The organism is Vibrio sp. V15_P4S5T153, assembly GCF_963874485.1.
Classification (GTDB): Bacteria; Pseudomonadota; Gammaproteobacteria; order Enterobacterales; family Vibrionaceae; genus Vibrio; species Vibrio anguillarum.
In genome coordinates, this window is the sequence record NZ_CAWNHR010000020.1 from 189,193 (window position 1) to 203,087 (window position 13,895).

The 13,895-nt window shown below is 45.7% G+C and carries 10 protein-coding genes; 8 read left to right on the plus strand and 2 right to left on the minus strand.

Translation table 11 applies throughout. The features are described 5' to 3' along the window. Positions 1-432: 432 nt before the first annotated feature. The 4 genes from pdhR to lpdA all read left to right on the plus strand — a co-directional run bounded on the left by pdhR (position 433) and on the right by lpdA (position 7,559). Positions 433-1,200: a pyruvate dehydrogenase complex transcriptional repressor PdhR gene (gene pdhR, locus AACT42_RS22115; protein ID WP_013857676.1), complete on the plus strand. Its 768-nt coding sequence runs from the start codon at positions 433-435 to the stop codon at positions 1,198-1,200. Between the two features lie 53 nt (positions 1,201-1,253). After that, positions 1,254-3,929, plus strand: coding sequence for a pyruvate dehydrogenase (acetyl-transferring), homodimeric type (gene aceE / locus AACT42_RS22120; protein ID WP_013857675.1), 2,676 nt, complete (start codon positions 1,254-1,256; stop codon positions 3,927-3,929). 18 nt (positions 3,930-3,947) lie between these two features. Further along, positions 3,948-5,831 (plus strand): pyruvate dehydrogenase complex dihydrolipoyllysine-residue acetyltransferase, encoded by a 1,884-nt coding sequence (gene aceF / locus AACT42_RS22125; protein WP_088731724.1) that lies wholly within the window; start codon positions 3,948-3,950, stop codon positions 5,829-5,831. A gap of 300 nt (positions 5,832-6,131) precedes the next feature. Beyond that, on the plus strand, positions 6,132-7,559 hold the full coding sequence (gene lpdA / locus AACT42_RS22130; protein ID WP_013857673.1) for a dihydrolipoyl dehydrogenase: 1,428 nt from the start codon (positions 6,132-6,134) through the stop codon (positions 7,557-7,559). A 117-nt stretch (positions 7,560-7,676) separates the two neighbouring features. On the opposite strand, the gene AACT42_RS22135 is transcribed toward lpdA, so the two are convergent. Beyond that, the gene (locus AACT42_RS22135) at positions 7,677-8,294 is read right to left on the minus strand and encodes a LuxR/HapR/OpaR family quorum-sensing transcriptional regulator (RefSeq protein ID WP_017043694.1); all 618 of its coding nucleotides are present in this window, start codon (positions 8,292-8,294) and stop codon (positions 7,677-7,679) included. A gap of 371 nt (positions 8,295-8,665) precedes the next feature. Between AACT42_RS22135 and hpt the strand changes: the two genes are divergently transcribed. Continuing rightward, positions 8,666-9,196, plus strand: coding sequence for a hypoxanthine phosphoribosyltransferase (gene hpt / locus AACT42_RS22140; RefSeq protein ID WP_010319544.1), 531 nt, complete (start codon positions 8,666-8,668; stop codon positions 9,194-9,196). A gap of 84 nt (positions 9,197-9,280) precedes the next feature. Here hpt and can read toward each other — a convergent pair whose 3' ends face one another. Then, positions 9,281-9,949: a carbonate dehydratase gene (can, locus tag AACT42_RS22145; protein ID WP_013857670.1), complete on the minus strand. Its 669-nt coding sequence runs from the start codon at positions 9,947-9,949 to the stop codon at positions 9,281-9,283. A gap of 250 nt (positions 9,950-10,199) precedes the next feature. Between can and AACT42_RS22150 the strand changes: the two genes are divergently transcribed. From AACT42_RS22150 to AACT42_RS22160, 3 genes are all read left to right on the plus strand, one after another. Then, a complete protein-coding gene (locus AACT42_RS22150; protein WP_094133047.1) occupies positions 10,200-11,867 on the plus strand; it encodes a SulP family inorganic anion transporter in 1,668 nt (555 codons plus the stop codon). Positions 11,868-12,007: 140 nt separating this feature from the next. Further along, positions 12,008-12,928, plus strand: coding sequence for an ABC transporter ATP-binding protein (locus AACT42_RS22155; RefSeq protein ID WP_026027559.1), 921 nt, complete (start codon positions 12,008-12,010; stop codon positions 12,926-12,928). 5 nt (positions 12,929-12,933) lie between these two features. Beyond that, positions 12,934-13,704 (plus strand): ABC transporter permease, encoded by a 771-nt coding sequence (locus AACT42_RS22160; protein WP_010319547.1) that lies wholly within the window; start codon positions 12,934-12,936, stop codon positions 13,702-13,704. The last annotated feature ends 191 nt before the right edge of the window (positions 13,705-13,895 follow it).

A 13,895-nucleotide genomic window follows, 5' to 3' on the forward strand; every position in this document is an offset into this window, starting at 1 on the left:
ACATAACCTTCCCTCCCTTAGAAAGGGGAGATCTCAACGAATGTTTGCTCTTACATTCCCTCCCCTTCAAGGGGAGGGCTAGGGTGGGGTATATCTTTTGATTGATATTGTGTTTTTCGAATTACACCTCCTCCCAGCCTCCCCCTAGAAGGGGGAGGAGCCAAAGAATGTTTCCTCTAGAAAGGGTAGATGACAACGAATGTTTCCCCATTTCTAGCCCATCATTTCCCCATCTGTATTCATTTTGTAATTGGTCTGACCAATTATATTGCTGTTTTAATCGACTATTGTTATCAAAGTGTTTAGGCGTGGGCTGTTCTATGATTTAGGTCAACTTTTGGCTGGACAGCTACGTTTTAATTATGTTAATTTCTGCACCAACTTGAAATTGGTATTACCAATTGACTGCAAAGAGTAGAAGAATAATAAATTATGGCTTATCAAAGGATTCGTCAGCCAAAACTCTCTGATGTAATTGAACAGGAGTTAGAAAGGCTGATAGTGGAAGGAACACTCTCTCCGGGGCAACAATTGCCTCCAGAACGAGAACTGGCAAAACAGTTCGAGGTGTCTCGTCCATCCATTCGTGAAGCCATTCAACGCCTCGAAGCCAAGCGTTTATTAACCCGCCGTCAAGGTGGAGGTACGTTTGTCAGTGAGAACATTTGGCAGAGTTTTTCTGATCCTCTGCTAAATTTATTGTCTAGCCACTCTGAAACCCAGCTCGATCTATTGGAATCGCGCCACGCGATGGAAGGTATTTCAGCTTATTTCGCAGCATTGCGTGGTACTGAGGAAGATTTTGCTCGCATTCAAGCCTGTTTGGCGAGAATTGGTGAACAACAAGCGAAAAAAGAGGTCGAAGCAGAAGCGTCTGCGGTGGTCGCGTTTTTAGTCGCTCTTACTGAAGCGGCCCACAACGTGGTGCTTTTGCATATTGTTCGCAGCCTCGCTCCTTTGCTTGAGCAAAATGTTCTACAGAATTTAAAACTATTACACCGCCGCCATGAAGTGGTGGAGAAAGTAAGTAGACACCGAGCTAATATCGTGGATGCGATCGTTTCTGGTCAGCCGGAAAAGGCGCGCGAAATGTCCCATTCTCACTTAGCTTATATCGAAGAAACATTGCTGGATTTGACCAAAGAAGAGTCTCGTCGTGAGCGTTCGTTGCGCCGAATTCAGCAGGGTAATGAGTCGTAACCTACGGCGAATTGCTTGTTTTATAGATCCAACCAATAGAAGGATAGATCGCCATGTCTGACATGAAGCATGACGTAGATGCACTGGAAACTCAGGAATGGCTAGCCGCCCTTGAGTCAGTTGTACGTGAAGAAGGTGTAGAACGCGCTCAGTTCTTACTTGAGCAAATTCTAGATAAAGCACGTCTAGACGGTGTTGATATGCCAACCGGTATTACCACGAACTACATCAACACCATTCCAGCTGCGCAAGAACCAGCATACCCAGGTGACACAACGCTTGAGCGTCGCATTCGCTCAATCATCCGTTGGAACGCGATTATGATCGTTCTACGTGCATCGAAAAAAGACCTCGATCTTGGCGGCCACATGGCGTCATTCCAGTCTTCTGCTTCGTTCTACGAAACATGTTTTAACCACTTCTTCCGTGCGCCTAATGAAAAAGATGGCGGTGACTTGGTTTATTATCAAGGTCACATCTCTCCAGGGATCTACGCACGTGCGTTCGTTGAAGGCCGCCTAACGGCTGAGCAACTTGACAACTTCCGCCAAGAAGTGGATGGCAAAGGTATTCCTTCCTACCCACACCCGAAATTGATGCCTGAATTCTGGCAATTCCCGACCGTATCTATGGGTCTGGGTCCAATTTCTGCAATCTATCAAGCGCGTTTCCTCAAATATCTTGATGGCCGTGGTATGAAAGACACTTCTGAACAGCGTGTATACGCGTTCCTAGGTGATGGCGAGATGGATGAGCCAGAATCACGCGGTGCGATTTCATTCGCCGCTCGTGAGAAGCTTGATAACCTATGTTTCCTTATCAACTGTAACTTGCAACGTCTAGACGGCCCTGTCATGGGTAACGGTAAGATCATCCAAGAACTTGAAGGCCTATTTAAAGGTGCAGGTTGGAACGTTGTTAAAGTGATTTGGGGTAACAACTGGGATTCTCTACTGGCGAAAGACACCACAGGTAAGCTGCTTCAGTTGATGAACGAAACCATCGATGGTGACTACCAAACATTTAAAGCGAAAGATGGTGCTTACGTGCGTAAACACTTCTTTGGTAAATACCCAGAAACAGCGGCGCTTGTTGCTGATATGACTGACGATCAAATTTTCGCGCTCAAGCGTGGTGGTCACGAGTCTTCTAAACTGTACGCAGCCTTTACTAATGCTCAAGACACGAAAGGCAAGCCAACCGTGATTCTGGCGAAGACCGTTAAAGGTTACGGCATGGGTGAAGCGGCAGAAGGTAAGAACATCGCTCACCAAGTGAAGAAAATGGACATGACTCACGTGCTGCAATTGCGTGATCGTCTTGGTCTACAAGATCTTCTAACAGATGAAGCTGTGAAAGAGTTGCCATACCTAACATTGGCAGAAGGCTCGAAAGAGCACGAATACTTACACGCTCGCCGTAAAGCGCTAAAAGGTTACACACCTCAACGCTTGCCTAAGTTCACTCAAGAACTTGTGATTCCAGCGGTTGAAGAGTTCAAGCCTCTGCTTGAAGAGCAAAAACGTGAAATCTCAACCACAATGGCGTTTGTCCGTGCGTTGAACATTTTGCTCAAAGATAAGAGCATTGGTAAAAATATTGTGCCAATCATTGCAGATGAAGCACGTACTTTCGGTATGGAAGGTCTGTTCCGTCAAATCGGTATCTATAACCCACACGGTCAGAACTACACTCCTCAAGACCGCGACATCGTTTCTTACTATAAAGAAGCGACTTCAGGTCAGGTACTGCAAGAAGGGATCAACGAGCTGGGTGCTATGTCTTCATGGGTTGCTGCTGCAACTTCATACTCGACAAACGATCTGCCAATGATTCCGTTCTACATCTACTACTCTATGTTTGGTTTCCAACGCGTTGGCGACATGGCATGGATGGCAGGTGACCAACAAGCACGTGGTTTCCTATTGGGCGCTACCGCTGGCCGTACGACGCTGAACGGTGAAGGTCTACAGCACGAAGATGGTCACTCGCACATATTGGCGGCAACGGTTCCTAACTGTCTTTCTTACGATCCAACATTTGCTTACGAAGTTGCAGTCATCATGCAAGACGGTATTCGCCGCATGTATGGCGATCAAGAGAACGTGTTCTACTACCTAACGCTGATGAACGAGAACTACGCAATGCCTGAAATGCCACAAGGCGCTGAAGAAGGTATTCGTAAAGGTATCTACAAATTAGAAAGCTACGCTCCACAAGGAACGACTGGCTCTAAAGGTAAAGTTCAGTTAATGAGCTCAGGTACGATCATGAACGAAGTGCGCAAAGCGGCTCAAATCTTAAGTGATGAGTACGGTGTGGCTTCAGATGTTTACTCAGTAACATCATTCAATGAAGTGACTCGTGATGGCCAAGCATGTGAGCGTTACAACATGCTTCACCCTGAAGCGCAGCCGCAAGTACCTTATATTCAAACGGTAATGGGTAGCGAGCCTGCCATCGCAGCAACTGACTACATGAAAAACTACGCTGAGCAAGCGCGTGCGTTTATCCCGGCTGAATCATACAAAGTACTAGGTACTGATGGTTTTGGTCGTTCTGATAGCCGTGAAAACCTACGTCGTCACTTCGAAGTGAACGCAGGTTACGTGGTGGTTGCCGCGCTAAGCGAACTAGCGAAACGTGGTGATGTTGAGAAATCAGTTGTGGTTGAAGCGATTAAGAAATTCAACATCGATACTGAAAAAACAAACCCGCTATACGCTTAATTAAGGTAGGAAAGAATAATGGCAATCGAAATTAATGTACCGGATATTGGTGCGGATGAGGTTGAAGTTACTGAGATTCTTGTCAGCGTTGGCGACAAGGTTGAAGAAGAGCAATCTCTTATTACTGTAGAAGGTGATAAGGCTTCTATGGAAGTACCTGCTTCTCAAGCGGGTATTGTAAAAGAAATCAAAGTAGTCGCTGGCGATAAAGTATCGACCGGTTCACTTATCATGATTTTTGAAGCAGAAGGCGCAGCGGTCGCAGCGCCAGCAGTGGAAGCTGCACCGGTTGCGGCTCCTGCTGCCGCGGCTGTCGCTGAGCTTAAAGAAGTTCACGTGCCAGATATCGGCGGTGATGAAGTGGAAGTCACTGAAATCATGGTCGCAGTCGGCGATTCAATCGCAGAAGAGCAATCTCTACTGACGGTTGAAGGTGACAAAGCCTCAATGGAAGTACCTGCTCCATTTGCTGGTGTACTGAAAGAGATCAAAGTGGCCGCGGGCGATAAAGTATCGACAGGCTCACTGGTGATGATCTTTGAAGTGGCGGGTTCCGCTCCGGCGGCAGCCTCTGCTCAAGTGGCAGCACCTGTAGCCGCAGCACCAGCCGCTTCGGCAGCAAAAGAGATCCACGTACCGGATATCGGTGGTGATGAAGTCGAAGTGACGGAAATCATGGTGGCGGTTGGCGATACCGTGAGTGAAGAGCAGTCTCTTATCACCGTTGAAGGCGATAAAGCATCAATGGAAGTTCCTGCGCCGTTTGCTGGTGTTGTGAAAGAGATCAAAGTTGCAGCTGGCGATAAAGTGTCAACAGGCTCTCTTATCATGGTGTTTGAAGTTGCCGGTGCAGCGCCCGTTGCCGTAGCGGCCCCTGCGCAAGCAGCGGCTCCAGCCGCATCAGCGCCAAAAGCGGAAGCGGTAAAATCAGCTGTGGCAGCACCTGCCGAGTTTGAAGAGAACAATGAGTACTCTCACGCATCACCAGTTGTGCGCCGTATTGCGCGTGAATTTGGTGTTAACCTAGCGAAAGTCAAAGGTTCTGGCCGTAAGAGCCGCATCCTAAAAGAAGACGTGCAAAACTACGTGAAAGAAGCGCTTAAGCGTCTTGAATCGGGTTCTGCCGCAGTGGCTTCTGGTAAAGGTGATGGCGCCGCGCTTGGCTTGCTACCTTGGCCAAAAGTGGACTTCAGCAAGTTTGGTGACACAGAAGTAAAACCGCTTTCACGTATTAAGAAGATCTCTGGTGCTAACTTGCATCGTAACTGGGTGATGATCCCACACGTTACCCAATGGGATAATGCGGATATCACCGAGCTTGAGAACTTCCGTAAAGAGCAAAATGCGATTGAAGCGAAGAACGACACTGGCATGAAGATCACCCCACTGGTGTTCATTATGAAAGCGGTAGCGAAAGCACTAGAAGCATTCCCATCGTTTAACTCTTCACTTTCTGAAGATGGCGAAAGCTTGATTCTGAAGAAGTACGTGAACGTGGGCATTGCTGTTGATACGCCAAATGGTCTTGTTGTTCCTGTCTTCAAAGATGTGAACAAAAAAGGCATTTATGAGCTATCAAGAGAGCTGGCTGAAGTATCGAAGAAAGCCCGTGCAGGTAAACTGACCGCTGCAGACATGCAAGGTGGCTGTTTCACTATCTCTAGCTTAGGTGGCATCGGCGGTACAGCGTTTACGCCTATCGTTAACGCGCCAGAAGTCGGTATCCTTGGGGTATCTAAGTCTGAGTTTAAGCCAGTGTGGAACGGTAAAGAGTTCGAACCACGCCTACAACTGCCACTATCACTGTCATACGACCACCGTGTGATTGATGGTGCGGAAGGTGCGCGTTTCATCACATTCCTAAATGGCGCGCTATCAGACATTCGTCGTCTGGTTCTGTAAGCCAAGTTTAGTGAAAGAGAGGGCGGCCGTTAAAGCCGCCCTTGTTAACACGAATAATTGAACAATTGGATTATGAAGGGTTTTTTCTTAATCGAATTGTCGTCTAGCTCACAGGCTAAATGGATTTACTTTTCACACCATTAACATCTCTGTAAACTGTTGCGGTCTGAAAATAATTTGTTTTAATTCATTTGTTTTAAGTAATTGGCTCAGTCATGGGTTTAATTCATTGGATTAAACACTAAAAACAACGAGAACATCCACTCAGCCTGTTAGGGATAATGACTACAAGAGGTCAAAATGAGCAAAGAAATCAAAGCCCAAGTCGTCGTACTTGGTGCCGGTCCTGCTGGTTACTCCGCTGCATTCCGCTGTGCAGACTTAGGTCTTGAAACAGTACTTGTTGAACGCTACAGCACCCTTGGCGGTGTGTGTTTGAACGTGGGTTGTATCCCATCAAAAGCGTTGCTGCACGTTGCAAAAGTTATCGAAGAAGCGAAAGCATTGGCCCAGCACGGTATTGTGTTTGGTGAACCACAAACGGACATCGATAAAATCCGCCTTTGGAAAGAAAAAGTTATCAACCAGTTAACGGGCGGTCTTGGCGGCATGGCGAAGATGCGCAAAGTGACTGTTGTGAACGGTTTCGGCAAATTTACTGGCCCTAACGCCATTGAAGTTGAAGGTGAAGACGGCAAAACCGTGGTTAACTTTGATAACGCCATCGTTGCAGCTGGCTCTCGTCCAATTAAACTGCCATTCATTCCTCATGAAGACCCACGCATTTGGGATTCAACGGATGCACTTGAACTGAAAGAAGTTCCTGGAAAACTGTTGATCATGGGTGGTGGTATCATCGGTCTAGAAATGGCGACGGTTTACCACTCGCTAGGTTCTAAGATTGATGTGGTTGAGATGTTTGACCAACTTATCCCAGCGGCGGATAAAGACATGGTTAAAGTCTACACCAAACGTATCAAAGACAAATTTAACCTGATGCTTGAAACCAAAGTAACCGCTGTTGAAGCAAAAGAAGATGGTATCTACGTTTCAATGGAAGGCAAAAAAGCACCAGCGCAAGCTGAGCGTTATGATGCCGTTCTTGTTGCTATCGGCCGCGTACCAAACGGTAAGCTGATGGATGCTGAAAAAGCAGGTATTGAAGTGGATGAGCGCGGCTTTATCAATGTTGATAAGCAAATGCGTACTAACGTTCCTCATATCTTCGCGATCGGTGATATCGTTGGTCAACCAATGTTGGCGCACAAAGGTGTGCATGAAGGCCACGTAGCGGCAGAAGTAATATCTGGTAAGAAGCACTACTTCGATCCTAAAGTTATCCCTTCAATTGCATACACTGAGCCAGAAGTGGCTTGGGTTGGTAAAACTGAAAAAGAAGCCAAAGCAGAAGGCATTAACTACGAAGTCGCGACATTCCCATGGGCAGCTTCTGGCCGTGCTATCGCTTCTGATTGTGCTGACGGTATGACTAAGCTTATCTTTGATAAAGAGACTCACCGCGTGATTGGTGGCGCTATTGTTGGTACTAACGGCGGCGAACTGCTTGGTGAAATCGGTTTGGCTATCGAGATGGGCTGTGATGCAGAAGATATCGCTTTGACGATTCATGCTCACCCAACGTTACATGAATCGGTAGGCCTTGCTGCAGAAGTATTTGAAGGCACGATTACTGATCTGCCAAACGCAAAAGCGAAGAAGAAAAAGTAACTTCAACGCTGATGCGTTAAATTGCCGGTTCGTTAAATTGCTGGTTAGTTAAATAGTAAAAACCGCTGAATTCAGCGGTTTTTTTATGCTCATAATTCAGAGACTAGGAAGTTAAGCCTAGTGATCTTTTTTATAGATGCAGAGCATGCTGAGGTAGCTTTTCACGAGTACACCCATGCTGGCTTCGTCTTGTATGCGATTTGCTTGTACAAATAGTGAGTAGAAGATACCAAGAAAGAGCGTAGCAAGATGTTCTGGCTCATGTTGATCGCACACTTCGCCACGTTCAATGGCTTTGATAAACATATTTTGTACCAAAAGTTGATTAGTACGGTTGGTGGAGACAAAAAGTGGCCACACTTCTTCGCGCGTTGAAGCGCTCCATTCAAACCATACTTTTAACCAGTGACAATCTTCAATCACAAGAGAAATCATCTTAGTGGTGATGTTGGTTAAGTTATCTTTCGCATGCAAATCAAGATCAATATTATCTGCGAGGAAGTTTGAAAACTGACGTACAACATGAGTGAGTACGTCGTCGACTAAATCTTCTCGGGTTGGAAAGTAGTTAAAGACAGTAGCGACTGAAACTTGGGCGATTTCAGCAATATCTGCGTGGCCACCTCGGCCTATTCCCCGTGTTGCAAACACTTCAAGGGCGATTTCCATCAGTTGAAGTTTGCGTTTTTGTGGTGATAAGCGAGTTCTGGGGCGTTTTTCTATCGATGTTTCCATGAGTTGTTAATCCTTGCCAATGACTGTTGAATTGAGCTTTTCGCTCTAATGATTATTTTGTTAGTTGCTTTAAAGCTTTATGAGTGTACTGCTGCATATGGTTGAGGTCAACGTTTCGAGTTTGTTTTTTGTGCGATCGTGTTAAATCCCATCAGATTCAACGTGTTTTATTGTAGCTTTTATTGATGTGGCGTATTTGTGGTGAGCGTATCTGCGGCATCGTAGGAGCTTTATTTCATCATATCCAGAGTTTTGCTAATTATTTAACTATCCTGTGTGGCAGTGGTACTATACGCGCCAAGCTAGTTACGCGACGCCATCATTAAACTGCGATGATCGTAGCGTGTCGCATCACCCGAAAAGAGAACAGTATGAAACATACAGTTGAAGTGATGATTTCTGAGCAAGTGGTTCAGGAACGAATTCGTGAATTAGGCAAACAAATCACAGAGCATTACCAAGGTAGTGAAGATCTGGTGCTGGTGGGCTTGTTGCGCGGCTCATTTGTCTTCATGGCAGACTTAGCTCGCGCGATCGACTTAGTTCATCAAGTCGATTTTATGACCGCGTCAAGCTATGGCAACACGATGCAAAGCTCACGTGATGTGCGCATTCTGAAAGATCTGGATGATGACATTAAAGGTAAAGATGTGTTGCTGGTAGAAGACATTATTGATACGGGTAATACACTAAATAAAGTAAAAGAAATTTTGTCTTTACGTGAACCTAAATCCATTCACATTTGTACTTTACTGGATAAGCCTTCACGCCGTGAAGTACCTGTAGAGGTCAAGTGGATCGGTTTTGAAATCCCAGATGAATTTGTCGTGGGCGTAGGTATCGACTACGCGCAAAAATATCGTCACCTACCTTACATTGGTAAAGTTGTGCCGCAAGCGTAATTTTGCCAGCGATAATAGAATGCCCACTAAATAGTGGGCATTCTGTATTTTTAACTATCAGTTTTAACGGCAATTAACACGCTGTTATCGACACAGCAAGTTATGTTGCGCATTAAGAATTTTTTCCATCGCTTTTTGATAGGTGTCGTTGACTCGCTCACGTGAATCGCAGCGAACGCCTAAGTATTCCAAACGTCCGTCTTCAATACCGTAGACCACGCCATGCAGCTCGACATCTTGGCCGCGCTCCCATGCGTTTTGCAGTACGGTTGAGTTACCTAAATTATACACTTGCTCGGCAACGTTGATTTCGCACAATTTGTCGGCTTTATCTTGTTCTGGCATTGCATCTAAGTAGGTACGGTGCTTAAGGTATAAGTCACGCACGTGCAGTAACCAGTTGTTGATCAAGCCCAGCGGTGGGTTATCAATCGCTGCGTTGACGCCACCGCAGTCATAGTGCCCACAGATGATGATGTGCTTGACCTTCAGTACGTCAACCGCGTACTGCACTACAGAAAGGCAGTTAAGGTCGGTGTGAATCACTTGGTTTGCAACGTTGCGGTGTACAAACAGCTCACCAGAATAAAGCCCAGTCAAACGCTCGGCCGGAACTCGGCTATCAGAACAACCAATCCATAGAAAATCTGGGTCTTGCCCGCGAGCGAGTTTTGCAAAGTACTCAGGACGTTCAGCCTTAATCGATTCAGACCAACGTGAGTTATTTTCAAAAAGCTGTTTCAGTTCTGGCATCTCACTTCCCTTAAAAATAGTTCAATCGCATCAATGGTAATGCGCAAGAATAGGCCTGACTATACACAATGTTACAATTCTGTTCTCTTATAAAATGACAAAACACTCACTCATCTGACGAGTTTTCCTAGTAAAAAAATTAAACTGCTTCCATCGCTATTTGGATGGTCAACAGAGAATCAATCACATGTAAAATAATGGTTAATGATTAGAATGATGATTTGTTAGAGTGAGACAACCTATTTTGAGTATGAGGAAAAGCATTGTGTTTAGAGGCCGTTTTGCCGATATCGACCTAAAAGGAGACGTCTTTGGTGGCGTCACGACCGCGATTATTTCACTGCCACTTGCCTTGGCTTTTGGTGTGGCGTCTGGTGCGGGTGCAGAAGCAGGGCTTTGGGGAGCAATATTGGTGGGGCTGTTTGCTGCCTTGTTTGGTGGTTCATCTACATTAATTTCTGAACCCACAGGGCCAATGACGGTCATTATGACGGCCATTTTAACCAGCATGGTGGCGCGTTACCCTGAAACGGGGCTTGCAGTTAGCTTCACGGTTGTCATGATGGCAGGTGCTTTTCAGATTGTACTTGGCACTTTAAAACTCGGGAAATACATCACCTTAATGCCTTATAGCGTGATCTCCGGCTTTATGTCAGGAATTGGGGTGATTTTGATTATCCTGCAGTTGTCACCGCTGCTTGGTCAGGCGGCCCCCGCTGGGGGAGTGATGGGAACGTTAACCGCGTTGCCCGAGATCATTAGTCAGATGAAGTTCAGTGAGCTCTTTCTTGGTTTGTTAACCTTAGGCATTTTATTTTTTCTCCCGGCTCAATATCGCAAACAAGTGCCCGTTCAATTGGTCGCTTTAGTCGGCGTGACGCTTGTTTCGGTACTGTTATTTGATAGCGAAGAGATCCGCCGTATTGGTGTGATCCCTGCTGGCTTACCCTCTTTTGTTATTCCAACCTTCAATGCCGAGATGTTCACCACCATGGTGATTGACGCTTTAGTACTCGGTACGCTCGGCTGCATTGATACGTTGCTCACCGCGGTAATTGGCGATTCTCTAACGCGTAAAGAGCATGATTCCGATAAAGAACTGCGAGGGCAAGGGCTGGCTAATATGATCGCGGGTTTATTGGGTGCGTTGCCGGGTGCCGGTGCAACCATGGGTACGGTGACCAATATTCAGGTCGGCGCGCGTTCTCCTCTGTCTGGTGTAGTTCGTGCCTTAGTATTAGCCTTAGTGGTGTTGGTTGCGGGAGGCTTAACCGAACCGATCCCAATGGCGGTATTGGCAGGGATTGCAGTGTATGTTGGTTTTAATATTCTTGATTGGAGCTTTATCCAACGCGCGCATAAAGTGAGTGTGCAGGGGATGGCCATCATGTATGGCGTGATGCTGTTAACTGTCTTTGTCGATTTGATTGTTGCGGTTGGCTTGGGCGTTTTTATCTCAAATATTTTGATCATAGAACGCTTGAGCCGCGAGCAAGCTCGCCAAGTGAAAGCCATTAGTGATGCTGATGAAAACGATGTGCCATTGACTGATAGCGAACGAGCTTTATTGGATCAAACCAATGGTAAGGTGCTGTTTTTTTATCTCTCAGGGCCGATGATTTTTAGTGTATCTAAAGCGATCGCTCGCCAGCACAATCACATCAGTGACTATGAAGCGATGATTTTAGATCTTACTGATGTACCTATGATTGATGTGACGGTTGGGCTTGCTTTAGAAAACGCGATTAATGATGCCTTAGATGCCCACTGCGCGGTCTACTTACTTTGCCCAAATGTGCACACCAAACAGCAACTGGAAAAGTTTCATATTTTGGATCTGGTGCCAACCGAGCAGACTTTTTCGTTTCGTTATGAAGCGCTCAATGCTGCGGTTAAGCAGGTAGCCCAAAATCGTTAAGCGTTAAGGTTGTGCAAGAATAAAAAACGCAGATCGCTGGATCTGCGTTTTTTATTTTATCAATTTCTAATATTGGGTTGAAAAACGCGAGCCTTAGCAGCACATTGGATAGGTTAATATCACAAAGAGTGATCCGTCGAATGTACGCATTAGAAATAGAACAATTACGAAAAACTTACGCTGGTGGGTTTGAGGCCCTAAAAGGGGTGAGTTTACAGGTTGAAAAAGGCGATTTTTACGCACTGCTTGGGCCCAATGGGGCTGGGAAATCAACCACCATTGGCATTATCTCTTCGCTGGTCAATAAAACCTCTGGCACCGTTAAAGTGTTTGGTTTTGATATTGATAAAGATCTTGAGCTTGCCAAACAACACATTGGTTTAGTGCCGCAGGAGTTTAACTTCAACCAGTTTGAAACGGTTGAGCAAATTGTGTTGCAGCAAGCTGGGTATTACGGCGTGACGAAAGCGTTAGCGAAAGAGAGGGCAGAGAAGTACCTCTCAAAACTCGATTTGTGGGAAAAACGTAAAGAGCGTGCGCGTAATCTTTCTGGTGGTATGAAACGCCGTTTGATGATTGCTCGAGCCTTAATGCATGAGCCTAAGTTACTGATTTTAGATGAACCCACCGCCGGTGTGGATATTGAACTGCGCCGTTCGATGTGGGAGTTCTTAACCGAAATTAACGCGCAAGGGATCACCATTATCTTAACCACGCACTATTTAGAAGAAGCGGAGATGCTGTGCCGCAATATCGGCATTATTAACCGAGGTGAGCTTATTGAAAATACCTCGATGAAGGATTTGCTGGCCAAATTACAGCTCGAAACCTTTATTCTAGATATCGCAGAGAATTCTCCGCCAGCGCCACAACTCAGTGGTGTGATCTCGCAAACCATGCTCAACGGTTCGTTACAAATTGAGTTGGAGAAAACGAAAGGGCTAAATTCAGTCTTTTCACAGTTAACAGAACAGGGAATTACGGTGCTTTCTATGCGCAACAAAGCGAACCGCCTTGAAGAGCTGTTTGTCAGCATTGTTCAACAGCAAAGCCGAGGATAATAATGATGTATCGTTTATATTGGACGGCTTTTTGCAGTTTACTGACTAAAGAAATCAACCGTTTTACGCGTATTTGGGTGCAAACCTTAGTACCGCCAGCCATCACCATGACGCTCTATTTCATTATTTTTGGCAACCTAATTGGTTCGCGTATTGGCCAGATGAACGGCTTTAGCTATATGGAATATATTGTCCCGGGCTTAATCATGATGTCGGTGATCACTAACTCATACTCGAACGTCGCCTCTTCTTTCTTTAGTGCGAAGTTTCAGAAAAACATCGAAGAGTTGTTAGTTGCGCCTGTCCCTAACTACGTCATTATCGCCGGATTTGTGATGGGCGGGGTAGTGCGTGGCTTGCTGGTGGGCACGATAGTAACCCTTGTGTCGCTGTTCTTTGTTGATCTCAAGGTCGATCATTGGGGAATCATTGCGGCGACGGTTTTTCTCACCTCTGTTGTGTTCGCTTTAGGCGGCATGATTAACGCCATTTTTGCTAAAACCTTTGATGACATTTCGATTATTCCTACCTTTGTATTGACGCCATTAACCTACTTGGGTGGGGTGTTTTATTCGATCAGCCTATTGCCTGATTTTTGGCAAGCGGTATCGAAAATCAACCCAATCGTCTACATGGTTAATGCCTTCCGTTACGGTTTTCTTGGCGTGTCAGATGTGGGAATTGTTACCTCGTTCAGTGTGCTTGGTATTTTTGTAGTGGCCCTGTATGGCGTTGCGCATTATCTGGTTTCACGTGGTATTGGGTTAAGGACTTAATAGTTCCTCCCCCTTTTAGGGGGAGGGAATTAGTTTTGTGAGCGTTTGGAGTAAGCCATTAATGACAAGGGATGCAGTTTGCTAAAATAGTTTTTGTCCCATTATCATTTTCGCTCATTACAGCAATATTCACTCTGGTTGGTAATTATCATAAATAAAAAGTTATCCATCAGCCTTATCGACCTGAAGTC

Bases quoted from the DNA above. Each gene is read 5' to 3' on its own strand.
- pdhR (WP_013857676.1), top strand. From the start codon at position 433: ATGGCTTATCAAAGGATTCGTCAGCCAAAACTCTCTGATGTAATTGAA.
- hpt (WP_010319544.1), top strand. From the start codon at position 8,666: ATGAAACATACAGTTGAAGTGATGATTTCTGAGCAAGTGGTTCAGGAA.
- AACT42_RS22135 (WP_017043694.1), bottom strand. From the start codon at position 8,294: ATGGAAACATCGATAGAAAAACGCCCCAGAACTCGCTTATCACCACAA.
- can (WP_013857670.1), bottom strand. From the start codon at position 9,949: ATGCCAGAACTGAAACAGCTTTTTGAAAATAACTCACGTTGGTCTGAA.
- aceF (WP_088731724.1), top strand. From the start codon at position 3,948: ATGGCAATCGAAATTAATGTACCGGATATTGGTGCGGATGAGGTTGAA.
- lpdA (WP_013857673.1), top strand. From the start codon at position 6,132: ATGAGCAAAGAAATCAAAGCCCAAGTCGTCGTACTTGGTGCCGGTCCT.
- AACT42_RS22160 (WP_010319547.1), top strand. From the start codon at position 12,934: ATGTATCGTTTATATTGGACGGCTTTTTGCAGTTTACTGACTAAAGAA.
- AACT42_RS22150 (WP_094133047.1), top strand. From the start codon at position 10,200: ATGAGGAAAAGCATTGTGTTTAGAGGCCGTTTTGCCGATATCGACCTA.
- AACT42_RS22155 (WP_026027559.1), top strand. From the start codon at position 12,008: ATGTACGCATTAGAAATAGAACAATTACGAAAAACTTACGCTGGTGGG.
- aceE (WP_013857675.1), top strand. From the start codon at position 1,254: ATGTCTGACATGAAGCATGACGTAGATGCACTGGAAACTCAGGAATGG.